The sequence below is a fragment of the Clostridium sp. CS1-1 genome (assembly GCF_056135525.1).
This window is the reverse complement of record NZ_CM148680.1, coordinates 2,907,801-2,924,291: the sequence shown is the minus strand read 5'-3', so window position 1 is coordinate 2,924,291 and position 16,491 is coordinate 2,907,801. Positions and strand designations below refer to the sequence as shown.

Genomic DNA, 16,491 nt, shown 5'->3' with positions numbered 1-16,491 from the left:
AAGCACGTTTAATAAAAGTACGGGCAGATTGTTCTAATTATTTGATTTAATTAACTTTGAAATAAAACGGAAGGTTGTTGACGAAAGCATTATTCCAAATGCAATTGCTCCTGCTACAGCTATTGTCTGTACACCTTTTGAATATGCAGCAGAATAGTCTTGTTCTACTATGTAGTTTATGGTATTATATGCTGTCATACCAGGTACAAGAGGAAATATTCCTGGTATTGAAAACTGTACTGCAGGGGTTTTAAGTTTTCTTGCCATCAATTCACTATATACACCTACAATAAATGATCCAGCGAAAGATGCAGAAACTGGATTAATCGTGTATTTATATACTACGAGATATGTTGCCCAACCAATAGCTCCACAAAACCCAGTCCATATTATCTTTTTCCTATCGATGTTAAAAAGGATAACGGGAAATATGCTTCCGAAAAATGCTAATATTGTTTGTTTCATCATAATTTCACACCTACTCCGATAGCTAATGCTGCACCAATCCCTACTCCTACCGCAATTATAATGAGCATTGCTTCCCCAAATTTAGCCATACCTGACTCAAAATCACCGTATATAATGTCTTTAACACCGTTAGTAAGAGCCACTCCTGGTAATAATATCATTATTGCACCAGTTATTACATTTCCTTTACTTACAAAGGGAAAAATCTTTTGAGCAACTATACTCACACCACCTATAATAAAACCTGAAAGAAAGAACTCAAAAAATTGGAAGAATCCAACACGAGATATTTTCTCAAGCATAAAATATATACCCATACTTACAATTGCTGAGACAATTGAATCATAGGTTGTCCCATTAAAGAATAATGAATAAATAAATGAAGTCATGCTTGCAGCAAAAAGTCTTACTGGAAAGCTAAAATATGGTGCTTTTTCTATATCGTTTAATACCTGTTTAGCCTCCTCATAGGAAATAGATTTATGCTGAAGGCTCCTAGAAAAGGAATTAATAAGTTCTATTCTATATAAATCCACTCGTCTTGTTCTAATTTTTTTTAGCGAAGTTATCTTTTCATCATTTCCATCTAGAAGAGATATGAAGACACCTTTAGCGGTTACCATACATTCGCATTCTAAATTATAGGAATTGCATATTCTTTCGATTGTTTCTTCAACCCTATAAGCTTCAGCGCCATTACTTAAAAGCATTTGCCCTGCAGAAAGAGTGATATCTAAAACTTGTTTTGCTTCCATAGCATACTCCTTTATTTTTTGTTAGATTATTCATAACCAGTACTATTATATCATTTTCTATGAGAATTTCTATTAGCTTATTATAATATTTATATTTTATTGAGTGAATTATAATAGACGTATTTAAGTTTTGTCAAAAAACAAAAATTAAACCCAAATATATAAGGAGCTGAATAAGATAATTATTCAGCTCCTGTTTTATAGGATCCTACCGTTACGCCCAAAATGGTTACGCCGGAGTGGATTCAATCTTTAATTTAGCTATAAGCTTATTAATAAAATATGCTACACCGTTAGAATTATTAGGTACAGTGACATGTTTACATATTTTTTTAATGGCATCATCAGCATTTCCCATGGCAACACTTATACCAGCCTTTTTAAACATAGATATATCGTTATAGTTATCACCAAATGCTGCGACATCGTTCAAGGAAATTCCTAGATAAGTACTTAGATGTTCTAGAGAATTACCTTTGGAAGCTTCCTTATTAACTAACTCAAAATTATATTCATTTGAAATCACCATAGATAACTCTTTGAATTTCCCATAATGATCTCTACCAAAGTTAAGCTTATCTTTATCAAATGAAACCGCGGTTATGCTGCAAAAATCCAAATTTGATTTTAGAATATCGTCTTTACACTTTACAAGTTTAATACCTTCTTGAGAATATATTAAACTTATCAAATTATTGATAATGTCATCCCTTAAAGATGGATTATTAACTTTTGCTATATTGAAGTCTCTTTTTAATAGTTCTTGACCGGTATAGGGTAAAAATAGATTTGTACCTGTAGATATCTCATAGAAATATTGATTTTCATTAAGCCAATTAAACACATACTCAATGTTATCTTTATCTATAGTCCATGATTTTAATTTTTCGCCTTCCTTAGAGAATACTAAGGAACCATTGTTTGAAATTATATGAGCGTTAATATTAGCTTTTTTACATATATGAACAGCATCAGAGTAGGTTCTTCCTGTTGCAATTGATATCTCTATTCCTTTTTGCTTAGCTAATCTCAAAGCCTCTGCATTTTCTTTGCTCACTTCATGACTTGAGTTTAAAAGGGTTCCATCTAAATCTGTGGCAATTAGCTTCATCATATACACCTCGCATTATTCAGTTACTATTAAATTTACATTGTTTTTATTTAAAATTTCCATGAATTCTTTATCTGGATACCTATCAGTAATTATTAAATCTATCTGTGAAAGATTGCATACTTTAAAGGTTGCAGTTCTATTAAATTTTGTATGATCTGCTAAAACTATAGATTCCTTTGACTGCTCTATCATCTTTCGCATAACTGCAGCATCTTCATCATCGGCAACGGTAACCCCATAGGAAGATATGGCTAATGCACCTAAGATTGCTTTATCGGCAAAATAATATGATAGCATACTAACGGTTGTGGTTCCGCATAAATATCTATGTTCATTATTTAATCTTCCACCAAGCAAAAAGGTCTTGACCTTAGATTTTTTAGAAAGTATATCTGCTACATTTATTGAGTTTGTGACTATATTACACTCCATGTCTTCTAATAGCTCTGCACATGCTTGAACTGTTGTTGAAGTATCCAAAATCACAGTATCTCTTTCTTTTATAAGAGAAGCACTCAACCTAGCAATTTTATGCTTTTCTTCCACGTCGAATAACAGTCTTTCAGAGTAGCTTTTTACCTCTTCATTTGGTAATGGAAGTATTGCACCACCATGAGTTCTAATAATAGCACCCTGTTTTTCTAAGCTAACCAGATCTCTACGAGCAGTATCCCTTGAAACGTCATATAACTTACATATTTCGTCTACGCTTATTCTTTTGTTTTTGTTTAAATAATCTAATATTAGCTGCATTCTCTCTTCCTGATACATGTCAATCACCTCTAAAACAATAGTGCCTTATAAGTCAATTCTAATGAAGTTTAAGTGGTTTGTCAATAGTTTATAAGTATTTGTAAGTAAGTATAAGTCATTCACAATGTTATTATGAAAAATATATAAAGGTATAACTTCAAAATCTAACTTAAATCACTTAATAAAATACTAAGATTTATAACATTAAAAGTATAGTATTTGTATTTGGTTAAGTATTGTAATATGATTAAATCAAATAAGGTAAAATTATGTAGGGGGAAAAATATGAGAGTAAATGTACTTATAGAGAATACAAAGGGTCAAGTGGAGGGCTTGATTGATGAACACGGCTTATCTATACATATAGAAAAAGGTGATAAACGCATACTATTTGATACTGGAAAAACTGATAATTTTATTATTAATGCACAGAAACTAGGGATAAATTTAGAAGAAGTAGATGCTGTAGTACTTTCACATGGGCATTCTGACCATGGAGGCGGACTTTTACCTTTTTTAAAAATAAACGATAAGGCAAAAGTGTTCATGAAAAAGAAAGTTTATGGAGAATATTATTCAGGGAATATACTTTTTAAGAAGAGTATTGGAATTCAAGAGGAGGTGTTTAGAAAGTATTCAAGCAGAATAGAATACATTGAAAGCTTTACTGAAATAATGGAGGATATCTTTATCATCACGAAAATACAGAGAAATCATAAAACTCCTGAGGGTAATAAATATTTATTTTCAAAAGAAGAGAACAAAATAGTTAAGGATGACTTTAGACATGAATTAATTATGGTTATTAAAGAGAACAATGATATATCTATTTTTACAGGGTGTTCTCATAACGGAACTTCTAATATGATAGAAGCAGTTAGAGACTCTTTCACATATGAAAAAATAAAATCTCTTATAGGTGGATTTCATTTAACTAAGATACCAGCACTAGACATATTTACTGCATCGCAAGACGAGATTGATTTAGTTGCTAGTAAAATTATTAAGGAAAAGATAGAGAATGTATACACAGGGCATTGCACTGGAGAGAAAGCTTATCATAAATTAAAAGGTCTCCTGGGAGATAGAATTCAATATATAAGAACGGGAACTGAAATCTATATCTAAGCCTGAAACTCTTGAATTACGTTATTTTTCAATAAATAATTTACCAACTGATATTTTAAAGATGAATCCTCAATGGTTGGAAGATGCACTTAGTTAGCAAGTAGTTCCTTTTATTCGTTAATAAGAGTTTTTAAAAGGTCGTGCTGTTTTAATAAGCACGACCTTTTCGGTTAACAATATATTTTAAGAATTTTTAATTTCAAAAGAAAATTGAAACCGATAATTAATAGAGATTAATTAAATCTTCATTTCTAGACTTATATTATCTTATATAAGAAATCATTTAGGCATTTACTAATAGATTCTTCGTTGCTTGAGAAATATATATCATAATTTGCAAGCTTACTATTACATATTCTTAAATCTCTACTACGTTTCGAGTATCTTTCTTCATCTCTTACTAGGAGTTCTTCAATTCTGTGGCCTAACCCCATTTTTTCAAGAACTACTCGTCCTGTCTCATATGTACTTAAGTTATTTTCACTACCTACATTATATATTCCGCTGGGTAAAAGTAAAATTTTATTGAAGTTTTCTACCAAGTCGTACACATAGGTTATTCCTCTGTATTCATTCGTAGGAAGTGTTAAGCATTGAGCCTTTAATGCGGATTTAACTACATTCCAAACTATATTAGGATTTATTTTTTTATGTCTTTCAGGTAGGCTAAAAAGCCAAGTAAGTCTAAGAATAACAGCATCCTCTACTATTTTACAAATAGAATTTTCTGCTTCAATTTTATGGTTGCCATACACAGTATTGGGCATAGCCATAATATCTTCTCCGTAAGGACCAGCCTCAATATTGCCGTTATAAACTTGATCAGAACTTAAATATAGAAGTTTTGTTTTTGATTCAGCACATCCTTTTGCTATATTAACTGAGCCCTTAACATTTACATTATATGATAGTTCAGGGTCTCTCTCACAGGTACCAGTATCAGATATTGCAGCTGCATGAATTAGGTATGTAGGTTTAATTTCCATTATTTTTATTATAGTTTTTTCTTCATCTGATATATCTAGTGCGCTACGATTAAGTGCAATTATATTATATTTATCCTTGTAATATTGAATAAATCTAGAAGCAAAAAAACCATCTGCTCCAGTAATTAATATCGTGTCCATATCTATATCCTTCCTTTGTTGCTAGTATACTATTTTTTCTACTATACTAGCAGTTTTTCTAAAAAGTGTCTACAGTTATTATATTTATTTATACTGTAAAGTGTTTTTGAAAAAGTTATGTTCGAAAATGAAACAATGCTCAAAAATTGAACAGGAATTTTAGAAGTATTTGTGTAAAAAATGAACAAAAAATTGGGGTGAAAAAAGGAATGCACTTAATTCCATATTTTAACTATTGGTATATTTATTGCTATTTAAATAATATATATAATTAAAATTAAATTGGCACAGGACGTAGTTATCAAGTAAGGGAAGTCTAATGACCCACTGCTGATAAAAACCTGATAGAATTACCGGAGATTATTTACCAGGTATATTTATCCGATGACTACCCGCTCTAATACTCCCTCGCACTCTGTGAAAGCGACTATCACCAAATCAGAGATTTGGGATATCTGCTTTTCTCCAAGGTGGGAGTAAAGAGCGGCTACGTCCCTGAATAACGATTTCTAAGCATCAGGTGGAGTTAAAACTCCATCCGATGCCAAGAACTCTGTTTATTTAGAAAATTTAAGATACATGAGAGGATGATAAAAAATGGAACTATTACGTGTAGAAGATGCAGTTGGAATGGTATTGGCACACGATATGACCGAAATCATTCCAGGGAAGTCTAAAGGTGTTGCTTTTAAGAAAGGACATATTATACAAAGTGAAGATATATCTAGGCTTTTAAGTATGGGAAAAGAACATATTTATATTATGGAGTTTAACAAAGGATATTTACATGAAAATGAAGCTGCTATAAGGATGGCTAAAGCTGCAGCAGGGAAGGGGATAGTTTTCTCCGAACCATCGGAAGGGAAAGTCAACCTAACTTCAGAGTATACTGGATTACTAAAAGTGAATTTTAAAGCATTAGAGAAAATAAATAGTATTGATGAAATTATGTTTGCTACTCTCCATACGAATCAGTTTATAAGTGAAAACACTAAAATTGCTGGAACTAGGATAATACCGTTAGTTATAAATGAAGAAAGAATACAGGTAGTAGAAGATATATGTAGAGAGAACTCACCTATTATAGAAGTAGTGCCTTTAAGAAAGTTAAAAGTAGGTATTGTAACCACAGGAAATGAAATTTTCTATAAAAGAATTAAAGATAAATTCGGTCCAGTTATTGATAAAAAGTTTAAAGAGTTAGGATGTAGCGTAGTAAAACAAATGTTTTCAAGAGATGATGCTGATATGATTGCAGAATCTATAAAAATGCTTATAGATGAGGGAGTAGATATAGTTACAGTTACAGGGGGAATGTCTGTTGATCCAGATGATGTGACTCCAACAGGAATAAGAAAGTCTGGAGCAGATATTATTTCATATGGTGCTCCGACACTACCGGGAGCTATGTTTTTACTTTCATATATAGGTGATATACCAGTTTTAGGTTTGCCAGGGTGCGTTATGTATAGCAAAAGAACTATTTTTGATTTAGTAGTTCCAAGACTTGTAGCTGGAGAAGTAGTAAGTAAGGCAGATATAGTGAAGCTTGGGCACGGGGGATTGTGTACAAGTTGTGAAAACTGTAGATATCCAAACTGCAGTTTTGGTAAAGGTGGGTTATATTAAATTTTAAATATAACAATTTGGCTTTAAGGGGGATATTTAATGTTAAAGAAGACTTTAATTGTAAACGGTATTAGCAGGACTATTGTTATAGATCCTGAAGTAACATTAGCTGATGTTTTAAGAAAGCAGATGCTTCTTACAGGTACAAAAGTAGGTTGTGGCAAAGGAGAATGTGGAGCTTGTTCAGTTATTATGAACGGAAAAGTTGTAAAGGCGTGCATTTTCAAAATGAAGAGAGTTCCAGATGAAGCAGAGATAATCACTATTGAAGGTATAGGTGATAAGAATAACCTTCATCCAATACAGCTTACATGGATGATTCATGGTGCTGCACAATGTGGATTTTGTTCTCCAGGATTTATAGTTTCTGCTAAAGCTTTGCTTGACTCAAATGTAAATCCAACTAGAGAAGAAGTAAGAGATTGGTTCCAAAAAAATAGAAATGTATGTAGATGTACAGGTTATAAGCCATTAGTAGATGCAGTTATGGATGCGGCAAGACTTATGAGAGGAGAGATAAAGAAAGAAGATATATGGTATAAGTTACCTGAAGGAGCAAGTATTTTAGGTTCAAAAGTTATTCGTCCATCAGCAGTTGCGAAGGTAACTGGAACTTGGGATTTCGGAGCAGATTTAGGATTAAAACTTCCTGAAGATACTTTACACATTAAATTAGTACAGGCAAAGGTTTCACATGCTAATATATTATCAATAGACACATCAGAAGCAGAGAAGATGCCTGGAGTTTATAAAGTTATAACATATAAGGATGTTCCTGGAACTAATAGAATAAATGGATTGGCATTCCCTACAAATAAAGGTGATGGATTAGAGAGACCTATATTAAATGATAAAAAGGTTTTCCAATTCGGCGATGCTATAGCTATGGTACTAGCAGATAATCCATCACAAGCAGAAGCTGCAGCGGCAAAGGTTAAAGTTGAATTAGAAGAACTTCCAGCATACATGAGTGCACCAGCAGCAATGGCTGAAGACGCTATAGAAATCCATCCAGGAACTCCAAATATTTATTTTGAAACAAATCTAGTTAAAGGTGAGGATACTAAACCTTTAATGGATAAGTTAGATTATGTAGTTGAAGATGATTTTTATGTAGGAAGACAACCACATTTACCACTAGAACCAGATGTAGGATTTGCATATTTTAATGAAAATGGAAAATTAATTATTCATTCAAAGAGTGTAGCATTACATTTCCATGCACTCATGATAGCGGATGGTATAGGAATGCCTGCAAAAGATGTTCTTATAGTTCAAAATCCTGCAGGAGGTACTTTTGGATACAAATTCAGCCCTACCATAGAAGCTTTACTTGGAGTAGCTGCATTAGTTACAAAGAAACCTGTGTATCTCGAATTTAATATGTATCAACAAATAACTTATACTGGAAAGAGATCGCCTTTCTTCATGAACGTTAAGTTTGGTGCAGATAAGGATGGAAAGCTTGTTGCAATGGAAAGTGATTGGTCAGTAGACCATGGGCCATATTCAGAGTTTGGTGACCTTCTTACTATGAGAGGTACACAATTTATAGGCGCAGGATATCACATACCAAATATAAGAGGAGAAGGAAGAACAGTATGTACAAACCATGCTTGGGGTTCTGCCTTCAGAGGATATGGTTCACCACAAAGCTTATTTGCATCAGAAGTTCTAATGGATGAATTAGCAGAAAAGATAGCAATAGATCCACTTGAACTTAGATATATAAATGTATATAGAGAAGGATCTACAATGCCAACTGGTTATGCTCCAGATGTAATTTGTTTACCTGAAATGATAGATAAGCTACGTCCATTATATAAAGAAGCAAAGAAAAATGTTCAAGATAAGAACAAAGATGGCGGAGATAAGAAATATGGTGTTGGAGTTTCATTGCTACTTTATGGTTCAGGTCTTGATGGGGCAGATTCTTCAGAAGCATGGGCAGAATTAACTCCAACTGGAGTTACAATAGGTAACTCTTGGGAAGATCATGGACAAGGAGCTGATATGGGTACTTTAAGTATTGCTTATGAAACTTTAAGACCATTAGGAGTTAAGCTTGAAGATATAAAACTAGTTATGAACGACATGGAAAAGACACCAAACAGTGGTCCTGCTGGTGGAAGCCGTTCTAATGTATTAACAGGAAATGCTACAAGAGTTGCTTGTGAAAATTTATTAGCTGCTATGAGAAAAGCTGATGGATCTTACAGAACTTATGATGAAATGGTAGCTGAAAATATACCAGTAAAGGTTGATGGAAAATGGACAGCACCTTGTACAGCTTGTGATGTAACTAATGGTCAAGGTAATCCATTCCCATGTTATATGTATGGAGTATTAATGGTAGAGGTAGAAGTTGATACTGCAAGTGGGAAGACTAAAGTAGAGAAACTTACTATAATTGCAGATGTGGGAACTATTGTAAATAAATTAGTAGTAGACGGTCAAATATATGGAGGATTAGTTCAAGGTATAGGATTAGCATTGAGTGAAGACTTTGAAGATTTAAAGAAACACACTACACTTACAGGTTGTGGTATACCTCAAATTAAGGATGCGCCTGATAATATAGAAATAATTTATGTAGAGACTCCAAGACCATATGGCCCATATGGTGCTTCTGGTGCAGGAGAAATGCCTCTTTCAGCACCTCATGCAGCTATAGTTAATGCAATTTATAACGCTTGTGGAGTACGTATAACTAAACTACCAGCACTTCCAGAAAAGATTTTAGCTGGGCTTAAAGAAATACAGAACTAATTAAATTGCCCCTTTGAAGGAATCAGATCAAAATAATACAAAACATCCAATTGATATGAAGTGACACTTGAATCAGATGGGGTTTCAACCCCACCTGATTCTTAGTTGAACGAATCCAGGGACATAGCCGCTCTTTACCCCCACTTAAAGAAGTGGGAGTATTAGAGCGGGTAGTCATCGGATAAATGTATATTAGCCGTTTAAACTTTCTGATTCCTTCTTTTTTATTTAAACAGGGAGGAGTTTTATGGATTTAAATAAGTTATTAAATAAACAGAATTTATGTATTACAGATGAACCTTCAGCTTGTATAGCAGCTTGCCCTGTACACATGGACGTAAAGACCTTCATGGAGGAAATAGAAAAGGGAGATTTTAAAAAAGCTTATAAAGTGATGGCTAAAAAAGTTCCTTTCACAAGGATAATAAGTAGTATATGTGACCATCCTTGTGAGAATGTATGTATAAGAAGGAGAGCTGGTGGAGCAGTAAACATACATGAACTTGAGAGAGCTGTTCTGAAATTAGGTTTTTCTTCTAATAAAAAAAACATTCCTATACCTAGAAATGGTAAAAGAGTTGCAGTGATAGGTGCAGGCATAAGTGGTATTACAACAGCTTTTGAATTAGATAAAAAGGGATATAGTGTTACTATATATGAAAAAAGTAAAAAAATAGGTGGAAGGCTATGGAGTTTTCAAGGAGAGCAACTTTCTAAAGAAGTTATAGAAGAAGAATTACAGATACTTAATAAAGGGAAAGTACAAATAAACTTAAACAAAAAGGTAGATGTAAAGGATTTAGAAAAGATATTAAGCAGTTATGATGCAGTTTATCTAGGAACAGGTACTTGGGAAGAAATTTTAAAAATAAATACTGAAACCTTTCAAGTAGAAGACACTTCTTTATTTGCAGGTGGAAAAATTATAAATAAAGATGAATCAGTTATACTATCTGTAAGCTCAGGAAAAAGAGCTGCCATATCTATTGATAGATATGTTCAAAAGATTTCAATTACTGCAGCAAGGGAAAATGAAGGGGTTTATGAAACTACCTTAAAACTTGAACTAGAAGATGTAGAAATACTAGATCAAGTGAAGAAGACATCTTTAGTATATAGTGACAAAGAAGCAATAGAAGAAGCTAGTAGGTGTTTAAAGTGTCAATGTTTAAAATGTGTAAAGTCTTGTGCTCATTTGAGAAAATATAATGTTACTCCAAAACAATATATAAGACAAATAAATCATAATGAAACAATAGTGCTTGGAGATCGTTATGCAAATAAAATGATTAATTCTTGTACTCTTTGTGGGCTTTGTGAAGAAGTTTGTCCTTCAAACTTAAATATGAAAGATATAATAGAAGAAACTCGTAAAAGCATGGTAGAGAGAGAGAAAATGCCTGTATCCGCTCATGATTTTGCACTGAAAGATATGGAATTTAGTAATAGTGATCACTTTTCTATGGTTAGGACTCAGCCAGGGTACGAAAAGGTAGAATATATGTTTTATCCAGGATGTCAATTGGCTGCTTCCTATCCAGAATATGTTGAAGAAGCATACAAATATCTAATTTCAAAAATAAATACTGGTGTAGGGCTAATGTTAGGATGTTGTGGTGCTCCTGCTGACTGGTCAGGAAGACAGGATTTGATGCATAAGAACAAGGAATATATTGAAAATATGTGGGCTAGTATGGGTAAACCAACTTTTATTTTAGCTTGTTCGAGCTGTTGCAGTATCTTTGAAAAATATTTACCAAATATAAGCTTTGTCTCATTATGGGAAATGATAAGAAAATATGGTGTTCCTGAAAATAATGAAAAAAATAAAAATCCTATTTTAAATGTGCACGATGCTTGTGCCACAAGATATAATGAAAAAATTCACGACAGTGTGAGAGAAATAGCAAGTGAACTAGGATATGAAATAAAAGAACTTGAATTTTCAAGGGAAAAAACAAAGTGCTGTGGCTATGGAGGATTAGTATATTTTGCTAATAAAGATCAGGCTAAGGAATTTGTAAAGGATAGGATAAGTGAAAGTAATGAGGATTTCTTAGTTTACTGTTCAATGTGCAGAGATTTATTTGTAGGAGAAGGAAAGAGAACTTTTCATATTTTAGATTTGATATTTGGAAATGATTTAGAAAAAGCTGCTTTAAGAGAAGGACCTACTTTATCGGAAAGGCATAAAAATAGAAGTCAATTGAAACTTAAATTATTAAAAGAACTTTGGCATGAGGAACAAGTAAAGAATTTAAAAGAAGATTCGGATTTGAATTTATTAATATCAGAAGAAGTGCAAAAACAAATGGAAGATAGATTAATTCTTATGGAAGATATTGAAAAGGTAATTAACAATGCTCAAAAGAATAAAGAAAGATTTTTTAATCCCTTAGACTCAAGTTATTTGGCAAGACTTAGAATTAACAATGTAACTTATTGGGTAAAGTATATTGAAAAAAAGGAAGGAATATTGGTTGCTAGTGTTTATAGTCACAGAATGGAAGTTATGGAGGAATAACTATGAATATTAATAAGGAACAGAATACTCCATGGATATGTGATAAGTGCAAAAAAGAATTAGAACTTCGTCAGGTTAAGGTTCGTTATTTAGGTGGAAATTTTGAGGTAGAGCTCATGCAGTGCCCGAACTGTAATATCGTGATTATAGAGGAAGAGCTAGCTCTAGGGAAAATGCTTGAGGTAGAAAAGGGGCTGGAGGATAAATAGTGTGAAGTGCTGTAATGCATATGAAAATGAAAATATGAAAAAAGTAATGGGACAAACCTTAAGGCCAGGAGGTTTTAGCTTAACGGACAAAGGAGTGCAGTTCTGCAATTTTTCTGCAGAAGATTCCATACTAGACTTAGGCTGTGGAATGGGTGCTACTGTTAATCACTTATATGAAAAATATGGCATTAAAGCCGTTGGAATAGATCCTTCCCAAAAATTAATTGACATTGCAAGAGAAAAATATAGTTATGCTAATTTTATTTTGGGAATAGGAGAGAAAATAACACTTGAAGATGAAAGTTTCCATGGGATATTTGCAGAATGTACTTTATCCCTCATGAGTGACTTAGACAGTACTATAAGTGAAGTATTTAGATTATTAAAAAACAATGGATGGTTTGTTATTACGGATGTGTATGCTAAAAATCCGAGTTATATAAATGAACTTAACCAATTTTCATTTAATAGCTGTGTGAGAGGATTACATGACTTAAATTTGCTAACAGAAAGATTAGAAAAACAAGGTTTCAAAATAATTCTTCAAGAGGATTGTACCAATTTGCTTAAGGAACTCTTAGTTAAAACCATATTTTCCTATGGAACAATGGGGAGGTTTTGGAATGAGGCTACAGAATGTAGTGTAGATGGATATAAGTTTGAGAGTATGCTAAGAAATTGTAAACCTGGATATTTTATTATGATAGCTAGGAAAGGGGATAAATACTGTGAATGATACGGCTTTTCGCATATATAAATTAGCGGCAGTAGGTTTTTGCTGTACTCAGATAATGCTGAAATTGGCTTTAGAAGATGAGGAAAAGGAAAATATAGATTTAATTAGAGCTGTAAATGGATTATGTGCTGGTATAGGTTATACTAAAAAAACCTGTGGAGTACTTACAGGAGGAATAGCAATTATAGGACTTTATGCTGGTAAAGGAGAAGCAAGAGAGCTTTATAAAGAAAACTATAATGCAATGATGAAAGAATACATGACTTGGTTCGAGGAGGAATTTGAAAGCACAGAGTGTGGAGATATAATAGGAATTCAAAGTATAAGCGATGATACAGGAAACATAACCTATCCAGTAAAATGTGGGGACATATTACAAAAGAGTTATGAAAAGATACAAGAAATATTATATCAATATGGATATGAATTTGGAGATAGAGATTAATTATGAGGAAGGTAATTTCAAAAACTGAAAGTCTATGTCCCCATTGCTTAAAGAAAATTAACGCAGAAAAAATTTTAGAAGATAACAAAGTATATATGGAAAAGCATTGCCCGGAGCACGGATGCTTTAAGACTATTTTATGGAGTGGAAGTACTCCTATAGAAGGTTGGATTAGAAATAAGGAAAGAGCCTATATAGAAAGCCCTAATACATTAGTTCAAGATGGATGTCCTTTTGATTGTGGCCTTTGTAGTGAGCATAGACAGAATACCTGTACGGCGCTAATAGAAGTTACTCAAAGATGCAATTTAAGATGTAGCTTTTGTTTTGCTGATTCCTATAGTAATAAAGAAGAAGACCCTTCTGTGGAGAAAATAAAGTTTCTATATGAAACAGTTTTAAAATATTCTGGTAGATGCAATATTCAACTCTCTGGAGGCGAACCTACAGTGAGGAATGACTTACCGCAAATAATACAGCTCGGAAAAAAGCTAGGATTTAAATTTATACAAGTAAATACTAATGGAATACGTATAGCACAGGACCAAGAATATGTTAGAAAACTTAAAGAAGCAGGTTTAGATTCAATCTTTTTACAGTTTGATGGTATGGAGGACTCCATATATAAAAAATTGAGAGGGAGAGAGCTACTAGAATTAAAAATAAAAGCAGTAGAAAATTGCAGTAAATATGGTATAGGTGTGGTGCTAGTTCCAACTGTAGTACCTGGAGTGAATTCAGATAATATAGGAAAAATAATAGATTTTGCATTAGATAATATAGATACGGTAAGAGGAGTACATTTTCAACCTGTAAGTTATTTCGGAAGGATACCTAGCATTCCAAAGGATGAACATAGAATTACACTTCCAGAAATAATGGATAACATACAAGAGCAAACAAATGGTAAATTTAAAACAAGCAGTATGAAGCCTCCTGGATGTGAAAATGCTTTATGTTCTTTTCATGGTAATTATATATATAAAAGCAAAGATGAGATTATAAATATTACAAACAAATCAAGTAGCTGCTGTGGACAATCTGAGAAAGCAGAAGAAGGAGCTAAAAAATCAAAAGAATTTGTTTCAAGAAACTGGTCAGCTAGAAAATTAGATAGCTTTAATGGTAAATTAAACTCTAAAAAAGCAATGAGTTGGGATGAAATATTATATAGTATAAAAAACTATTCTTTTAGCATATCTGCGATGGCTTTTCAGGATGTATGGAATATAGATTTAGAAAGAGTTAGGGATTGTTGTATTCATGTGGTGAGTCCTGAGGGAAAACTTATACCCTTTTGCCTATATAATATTACAGATGTACAGGGTAACTATATTTATAGAAACTATTAAAACAAAGTTATAGTTTAATATCAAATTGCTAGTAATTGAACTAATACCATTTATGGAAGCGATTAGTCTTATAGTTAACTTTCTTGTATCAACGTTTTAAGCTTTAGCACTAGCAACTAGTATAATTCTGCTTAAGCAAATTTATTCTACATGGGATGGAAATTAAAATGAAATTAACACCTATTGAAAAATGGATAATAGATAAAACTTTTATAGAGCAAGGAGATAGAAAAGAGTTAGAACAATATCAACTGAATAAAATAAAAGAAGTAATAGCTTATGCTAAAAAACATAGTAAGTTTTATAAGGAACACTTAAAGAATATTCACGAAAGTACTATAAATTCTTTTGAAGAGTTTGGAAATATTCCTTTTACTTTGCCTCATGATATAAGAGATAATCCACCTAGTTTTTTATGTGTTCCTCAAAGCGAGATTGCTAGGATAGTAACCTTAAGAAGTTCAGGTACAAGCGGTGAGGAAAAAAGAATATTTTTTACAGAGAAGGATTTGCGGCTTACAATTGACTTTTTTAAGCATGGTATGAGTTGTTTAGTAGATAAAGGTGATAAAGTTTTGGTGCTTTTACCGGGAGAATCATATGGAACTATCGGAGATCTGCTTAAAAAGGCTTTAAAAGAAGTAGATATAGAATGTTATGTAGAAGGAGTACTTGTAAATACAAGGAATACTGCAAATTTAATAAAGGAAAAAGGCGTAAATTGTATTGTTGGAATCCCTATACAATTGCTTCACTTGAGTAGAGCTGAAAGTGGAGTATTTAAAGATAATATAGAAAAAATTCTTTTAAGTACAGATTATGTGCCAGAAACTTTAATAAGAGAAATTACGAATAAATTTCAGTGTAAAGTTTTTACCCATTATGGCATGACAGAAATGGGGTATGGAGGAGGAGTAGAGTGTGAAGCATTAAATGGTTACCATATGAGAGAAGCAGATTTGTATTTTGAGATAATAGATTCAATTACAGGTAAAAGGGTAAAAACCGGGGAATACGGAGAAGTGGTGTTTACAACTCTCACGAGAGAAGGGATGCCTTTAATAAGGTATAAAACTGGAGATATAGCTTGCTTTAGTTCGGAGTCTTGTACTTGTGGCACTTTTTTGAAAACAATGAAAAGGGTTCTTGGAAGAATAGAGAATGCAATTATAGTTGATAAAAATATAGCTATTTATATGAGAGATTTAGATGAAGCCATCTTGTGCTTTACAGAAGTTGTAAATTATAAAGTTTATGTAAAAGATAAAAACAAAATCTTCATAGAATTAATTACATTAGATGAAGATAAGTTTTATAGTTCATCACAGAAAATAATGGACAGCATTAGGAATATATCGTCTGTGAAGGAAGGATTAAATAAGGATGCTATACAAATTACGCTAGATTATTCAAGAGAAACTATAGAGATAAAAAATAGTATGATAAAGAGAAAAATATATTAATATTGAAAGAAGGTTTAAT

14 protein-coding genes are annotated in these 16,491 nt (G+C 32.5%); 9 read left to right on the top strand and 5 right to left on the bottom strand.

Going from position 1 to position 16,491, the window contains the following annotated elements:
- Positions 1 to 33: 33 nt before the first annotated feature.
- The 4 genes from AC0N0V_RS13715 to AC0N0V_RS13700 form a co-directional block, all read right to left on the bottom strand.
- Entirely contained in the window at positions 34 to 468 is a 435-nt protein-coding gene (locus AC0N0V_RS13715; RefSeq protein WP_474458581.1) for a threonine/serine exporter family protein, read from the bottom strand.
- Positions 465 to 1,223 carry a threonine/serine exporter family protein gene (locus tag AC0N0V_RS13710; RefSeq protein ID WP_474458579.1) on the bottom strand — a complete coding sequence of 253 codons (759 nt, stop codon included), beginning with the start codon at positions 1,221 to 1,223 and terminating at the stop codon, positions 465 to 467. The genes AC0N0V_RS13715 and AC0N0V_RS13710 overlap by 4 nt, the downstream gene beginning before the upstream one ends.
- A gap of 229 nt (positions 1,224 to 1,452) precedes the next feature.
- Positions 1,453 to 2,337, bottom strand: a complete 885-nt coding sequence (locus tag AC0N0V_RS13705) for a Cof-type HAD-IIB family hydrolase (protein WP_474458578.1) — start codon at positions 2,335 to 2,337, stop codon at positions 1,453 to 1,455.
- Positions 2,338 to 2,349: 12 nt separating this feature from the next.
- Entirely contained in the window at positions 2,350 to 3,108 is a 759-nt protein-coding gene (locus AC0N0V_RS13700; protein WP_474458577.1) for a DeoR/GlpR family DNA-binding transcription regulator, read from the bottom strand.
- Between the two features lie 267 nt (positions 3,109 to 3,375).
- Here AC0N0V_RS13700 and AC0N0V_RS13695 point away from each other — a divergent pair, with 267 nt between their 5' ends.
- The gene (locus tag AC0N0V_RS13695) at positions 3,376 to 4,218 is read left to right on the top strand and encodes an MBL fold metallo-hydrolase (protein WP_474458576.1); all 843 of its coding nucleotides are present in this window, start codon (positions 3,376 to 3,378) and stop codon (positions 4,216 to 4,218) included.
- A 257-nt stretch (positions 4,219 to 4,475) separates the two neighbouring features.
- Here the strand turns inward: AC0N0V_RS13695 and AC0N0V_RS13690 are convergent, their stop codons facing one another.
- Positions 4,476 to 5,345, bottom strand: a complete 870-nt coding sequence (locus AC0N0V_RS13690) for an SDR family oxidoreductase (RefSeq protein WP_474458575.1) — start codon at positions 5,343 to 5,345, stop codon at positions 4,476 to 4,478.
- A 597-nt stretch (positions 5,346 to 5,942) separates the two neighbouring features.
- Between AC0N0V_RS13690 and AC0N0V_RS13685 the strand changes: the two genes are divergently transcribed.
- The 8 genes from AC0N0V_RS13685 to AC0N0V_RS13650 all read left to right on the top strand — a co-directional run bounded on the left by AC0N0V_RS13685 (position 5,943) and on the right by AC0N0V_RS13650 (position 16,472).
- The gene (locus AC0N0V_RS13685) at positions 5,943 to 6,974 is read left to right on the top strand and encodes a molybdopterin-binding protein (RefSeq protein WP_474458574.1); all 1,032 of its coding nucleotides are present in this window, start codon (positions 5,943 to 5,945) and stop codon (positions 6,972 to 6,974) included.
- A gap of 39 nt (positions 6,975 to 7,013) precedes the next feature.
- Positions 7,014 to 9,743: a molybdopterin-dependent aldehyde oxidoreductase gene (locus tag AC0N0V_RS13680; protein ID WP_474458573.1), complete on the top strand. Its 2,730-nt coding sequence runs from the start codon at positions 7,014 to 7,016 to the stop codon at positions 9,741 to 9,743.
- A gap of 247 nt (positions 9,744 to 9,990) precedes the next feature.
- Positions 9,991 to 12,267: a pyridine nucleotide-disulfide oxidoreductase/dicluster-binding protein gene (locus AC0N0V_RS13675; RefSeq protein ID WP_474458572.1), complete on the top strand. Its 2,277-nt coding sequence runs from the start codon at positions 9,991 to 9,993 to the stop codon at positions 12,265 to 12,267.
- Between the two features lie 2 nt (positions 12,268 to 12,269).
- Positions 12,270 to 12,476: a DVU_1557 family redox protein gene (locus AC0N0V_RS13670; protein ID WP_474458571.1), complete on the top strand. Its 207-nt coding sequence runs from the start codon at positions 12,270 to 12,272 to the stop codon at positions 12,474 to 12,476.
- 1 nt (position 12,477) lies between these two features.
- On the top strand, positions 12,478 to 13,212 hold the full coding sequence (gene trsM / locus AC0N0V_RS13665) for a DVU_1556 family methyltransferase (protein WP_474458570.1): 735 nt from the start codon (positions 12,478 to 12,480) through the stop codon (positions 13,210 to 13,212).
- Positions 13,205 to 13,657 carry a DVU_1555 family C-GCAxxG-C-C protein gene (locus tag AC0N0V_RS13660; protein ID WP_474458569.1) on the top strand — a complete coding sequence of 151 codons (453 nt, stop codon included), beginning with the start codon at positions 13,205 to 13,207 and terminating at the stop codon, positions 13,655 to 13,657. Before trsM ends, AC0N0V_RS13660 begins: the two co-directional genes overlap by 8 nt.
- Before the next feature lie 2 nt (positions 13,658 to 13,659).
- Positions 13,660 to 15,009 carry a radical SAM (seleno)protein TrsS gene (trsS, locus tag AC0N0V_RS13655; protein ID WP_474458568.1) on the top strand — a complete coding sequence of 450 codons (1,350 nt, stop codon included), beginning with the start codon at positions 13,660 to 13,662 and terminating at the stop codon, positions 15,007 to 15,009.
- 167 nt (positions 15,010 to 15,176) lie between these two features.
- Positions 15,177 to 16,472, top strand: coding sequence for a DVU_1553 family AMP-dependent CoA ligase (locus AC0N0V_RS13650; RefSeq protein WP_474458567.1), 1,296 nt, complete (start codon positions 15,177 to 15,179; stop codon positions 16,470 to 16,472).
- Positions 16,473 to 16,491: the final 19 nt, after the last annotated feature.

Excerpts from the sequence above, each read along its gene's own strand:
- AC0N0V_RS13715 (WP_474458581.1), bottom strand. The coding sequence starts at position 468 with ATGATGAAACAAACAATATTAGCATTTTTCGGAAGCATATTTCCCGTT.
- AC0N0V_RS13710 (WP_474458579.1), bottom strand. The coding sequence starts at position 1,223 with ATGGAAGCAAAACAAGTTTTAGATATCACTCTTTCTGCAGGGCAAATG.
- AC0N0V_RS13705 (WP_474458578.1), bottom strand. The coding sequence starts at position 2,337 with ATGATGAAGCTAATTGCCACAGATTTAGATGGAACCCTTTTAAACTCA.
- AC0N0V_RS13700 (WP_474458577.1), bottom strand. The coding sequence starts at position 3,108 with ATGTATCAGGAAGAGAGAATGCAGCTAATATTAGATTATTTAAACAAA.
- AC0N0V_RS13695 (WP_474458576.1), top strand. The coding sequence starts at position 3,376 with ATGAGAGTAAATGTACTTATAGAGAATACAAAGGGTCAAGTGGAGGGC.
- AC0N0V_RS13690 (WP_474458575.1), bottom strand. The coding sequence starts at position 5,345 with ATGGACACGATATTAATTACTGGAGCAGATGGTTTTTTTGCTTCTAGA.
- AC0N0V_RS13685 (WP_474458574.1), top strand. The coding sequence starts at position 5,943 with ATGGAACTATTACGTGTAGAAGATGCAGTTGGAATGGTATTGGCACAC.
- AC0N0V_RS13680 (WP_474458573.1), top strand. The coding sequence starts at position 7,014 with ATGTTAAAGAAGACTTTAATTGTAAACGGTATTAGCAGGACTATTGTT.
- AC0N0V_RS13675 (WP_474458572.1), top strand. The coding sequence starts at position 9,991 with ATGGATTTAAATAAGTTATTAAATAAACAGAATTTATGTATTACAGAT.
- AC0N0V_RS13670 (WP_474458571.1), top strand. The coding sequence starts at position 12,270 with ATGAATATTAATAAGGAACAGAATACTCCATGGATATGTGATAAGTGC.
- trsS (WP_474458568.1), top strand. The coding sequence starts at position 13,660 with ATGAGGAAGGTAATTTCAAAAACTGAAAGTCTATGTCCCCATTGCTTA.
- AC0N0V_RS13650 (WP_474458567.1), top strand. The coding sequence starts at position 15,177 with ATGAAATTAACACCTATTGAAAAATGGATAATAGATAAAACTTTTATA.